Genomic DNA, 3,317 nt, shown 5'->3' with positions numbered 1-3,317 from the left:
CCTCCTTTCGTGCAAGACGGAAATCGATGGCCGCTCCGCGATCCAGTGGGTCGAAAAGATCGAGGCGGAGCTCGCGGCCATGCCGGACGTGAAGATCCTCTCGCGCAGCACGGCCTTCGGCTATCAGGACCACAATCTCGTGACCGTCACGCAGCGCCTGACCGAGCATCTGCCGGTCTCGACGCGCAAGGGCACGCGTGAGCTGCTGTGGAAGATCCGCGCGAAGCGCGTGATTCTTGCAACCGGCGCGCACGAGCGGCCAATCGTGTTCGGCAATAACGACCTGCCTGGCATCATGCTGGCATCGGCGGTGTCGACCTATATCCACCGCTATGGCGTGCTGCCGGGCCGCAACGCCGTGGTGTTCGCGAACAACGACGCCGGCTATCGCTGCGCGCTCGACCTGAAGGCGTGCGGCGCGAACGTGACGGTGGTCGACTCGCGTGCGCAGGGCAAAGGCGCCTTGCAGGAAGCCGCGCGCCGCCAGGGCGTGAAGATCATGAACAACGCGGTCATCATGGCCGCACACGGCAAGCTGCGCGTGAACTCGGTCGAGGTGGTCGCGTACACGAACGGCCAGACCGGCGCGAAGCAGGCGGACCTGCCCTGCGATCTGGTGGCGATGTCGGGCGGCTTCAGCCCCGTGCTGCACCTGTTCGCGCAATCGGGTGGCAAGGCGCACTGGAACGACGCGAAGGCCTGCTTCATGCCGGGCAAGCGCGTGCAGCAGGAAGTGAGCGTGGGCGCGGCGGTGGGCGAATTCAGCCTCGCGCGTGGCCTCACCCAGGCGGTCGATGCGGGCATCGACGCCACGAAGTCGCTCGGCTTGGCGGCCACGCGCCCGCAAGTGCCGAAGGCCGCGGAGGTCGCCGAAACGCCGTTGCAGCCGCTGTGGCTCGTGGGCAGCCGCAAGGCCGCGCCGCGTGGCCCGAAGCAGTTCGTCGACTTCCAGAACGACGTGGCCGCATCGGACATCCTGCTCGCGGCGCGCGAAGGCTTCGAATCCGTCGAGCACGTGAAGCGCTACACGGCCATGGGCTTCGGCACCGACCAGGGCAAGCTCGGCAACATCAACGGCATGGCGATCCTCGCGGATGCGCTGGGCAAGACGATTCCCGAAACCGGCACGACCACGTTCCGCCCGAACTACACGCCCGTGACGTTCGGCACTGTGGCGGGCCGCGAGCTGGGCGATTTCCTCGACCCGATCCGCAAGACCTGCATTCATGAATGGCACGAGCAGCATGGCGCGCTGTTCGAGGACGTGGGCAACTGGAAGCGCCCCTGGTACTACCCGAAGAATGGCGAGGACATGCACGCGGCCCTGAAGCGCGAGTGTCTCGCGGTGCGCAATGGCGTGGGTATTCTCGACGCCTCGACGCTCGGCAAGATCGACATTCAGGGCCCGGACGCCGCGAAGCTGCTCAACTGGGTCTACACGAACCCGTGGCTCAAGCTCGAAGTGGGCAAGTGCCGCTATGGCCTGATGCTCGACGAAAACGGCATGGTGTTCGACGACGGCGTGACCGTGCGCCTCGGACCGCAGCACTACATGATGACCACGACGACGGGCGGCGCCGCGCGCGTGCTCACGTGGCTCGAGCGCTGGCTGCAGACCGAGTGGCCCGACATGAAGGTGCGCATGGCCTCCGTGACCGACCACTGGGCGACCTTCGCCGTGGTGGGCCCGAAGAGCCGCAAGGTCCTGCAGAAGGTGTGCAAGGACATCGACTTCGAGAACGCCGCGTTCCCGTTCATGTCGTATCGCAACGGCACGGTGGCGGGCGTGAAGTCGCGCGTCATGCGCATCAGCTTCTCGGGCGAGCTGGCCTACGAAGTGAACGTGCCGGCCAACGCGGGCCGCGCCGTGTGGGAAGCGCTGATGGCCGCGGGCGCCGAGTTCAACATCACGCCGTACGGCACGGAAACGATGCACGTACTGCGTGCGGAGAAGGGCTACATCATCGTCGGCCAGGACACCGATGGTTCGGTCACGCCGTTCGATCTGGGCATGGGCGGGCTGGTTTCGCAGACCAAGGACTTCCTTGGCCGGCGCTCGCTCAAGCGCTCGGACACCGCGAAGGATGGCCGCAAGCAGTTCGTCGGACTGCTGACCGACGACGCGAAGTTCGTGCTGCCCGAAGGCGGCCAGATCGTCGCGCCGGATGCACGCCAGCAGGCGGACGGCACCACGCCGATGCTCGGCCACGTGACGTCGAGCTACTACAGCCCGATTCTCGACCGCTCGATCGCGCTTGCCGTGGTGAAGGGCGGCCTGAACAAGACGGGCGAATACGTTGCGATCTCGCTGGCCGATGGCCGGCGCGTGAAGGCGAAGATCACCAGCCCGATTTTCTATGACACTGAAGGGGTGCGTCAGCATGTTGAATGAAACGATGGATACGGTGCCCCTTGCGGAGCGTACGGTAGCGGTGCGGCTCGAGTCGCCTTGCGTCAGCGTGGCCGGTGCGCTCAAGGCCCAGGAGGGCCGCGGCCAGAAGGGGTTCGCCATGCGCGAGCTGCCGTTCCGCGAGCTCGTGAACGTGCGCGGCGACCTGAGCGACCCCGCTTTCGTGGACGCGTTCGCCCGGGTGGTGGGCTGCCAGCCGCCCGCGCAGCCCAACACGGTGGCGCGCGGCAACGGCTACGACGTGCTGTGGCTCGGCCCCGACGAATGGTTCGTGCGCTCGAACGCGGCTGTTCAGGCGGGCGAGCTCGAGGCGAAGCTCGCCCCCGCATTCGGCGAGGCGTACGCCGCAGCGGTGGACGTGGGCAGCGGCTACACGGTGGTGGAGATCGACGGCGCGCGCACGCGCGAGCTGCTCTCGCGCGGCTGCCCGCTCGATCTGCATCCGCGCCTGTTCAGGGAGGGGCAATGCGCGCAGAGCGTCTTTTTCAAGGCCTCGATCGTGCTGATCCCCACCGGTGACGACCGCTTCGAGATCGTCGTGCGGCGCAGCTTTGCCGACTACTTCTGCCGCATCATGCTCGACGCCGCCGCGTCGCTTGCATCATGAAGATCGTCGACGGAACGCTCGATCCGGCGCCGGGTTCACACTCGGCGCTCGACGCGCCGCCCGCGCGCGGGCGCGGCTGGAGCGTGTTCGTCGAGGGCTTGAGCGTGCCCGCGCGCATCGGCATTCATCCGCACGAGCACGGGCAGCCGCAGCCGCTCGTGATCGATGCGCAGCTGGGCTACCGCTCGATGCCGAAAGAAGAGAGCGACTGGATCGACTACGAGAGCTATTGCACACGTATAGCCGAATTTCTCGCGAAGAAGCCGCATACGCGGCTGCTGGAAACGCTGGTGGCCGATA

At 66.8% G+C, this 3,317-nt stretch carries 3 protein-coding genes; all 3 read left to right on the top strand.

All coding sequences use genetic code 11. The annotated features are described in order from the left end of the window. Positions 1 to 2,392, top strand: a 2,392-nt coding sequence (locus BO1_RS48370) for a glycine cleavage T C-terminal barrel domain-containing protein (RefSeq protein WP_028223718.1), incomplete at its 5' end; no start/stop codon positions are given. Further along, positions 2,382 to 3,017: a sarcosine oxidase subunit gamma gene (locus tag BO1_RS48365; protein ID WP_028223717.1), complete on the top strand. Its 636-nt coding sequence runs from the start codon at positions 2,382 to 2,384 to the stop codon at positions 3,015 to 3,017. The genes BO1_RS48370 and BO1_RS48365, both read left to right, overlap by 11 nt. Then, positions 3,014 to 3,317 (top strand): dihydroneopterin aldolase (locus tag BO1_RS55925; RefSeq protein WP_043289264.1); only part of this gene is annotated, 304 nt, incomplete at its 3' end. The genes BO1_RS48365 and BO1_RS55925, both read left to right, overlap by 4 nt.

Origin of the sequence: Paraburkholderia oxyphila NBRC 105797 (genome assembly GCF_000685075.1) — a bacterium.
GTDB classification, from domain to species: domain Bacteria; phylum Pseudomonadota; class Gammaproteobacteria; order Burkholderiales; family Burkholderiaceae; genus Paraburkholderia; species Paraburkholderia oxyphila.
This window is presented reverse-complemented; position numbering and strand designations above follow the sequence as displayed.

What these genes read in the sequence shown, in the direction of transcription:
- BO1_RS48365 (WP_028223717.1), top strand. Translation starts at nt 2,382, where the DNA reads ATGTTGAATGAAACGATGGATACGGTGCCCCTTGCGGAGCGTACGGTA.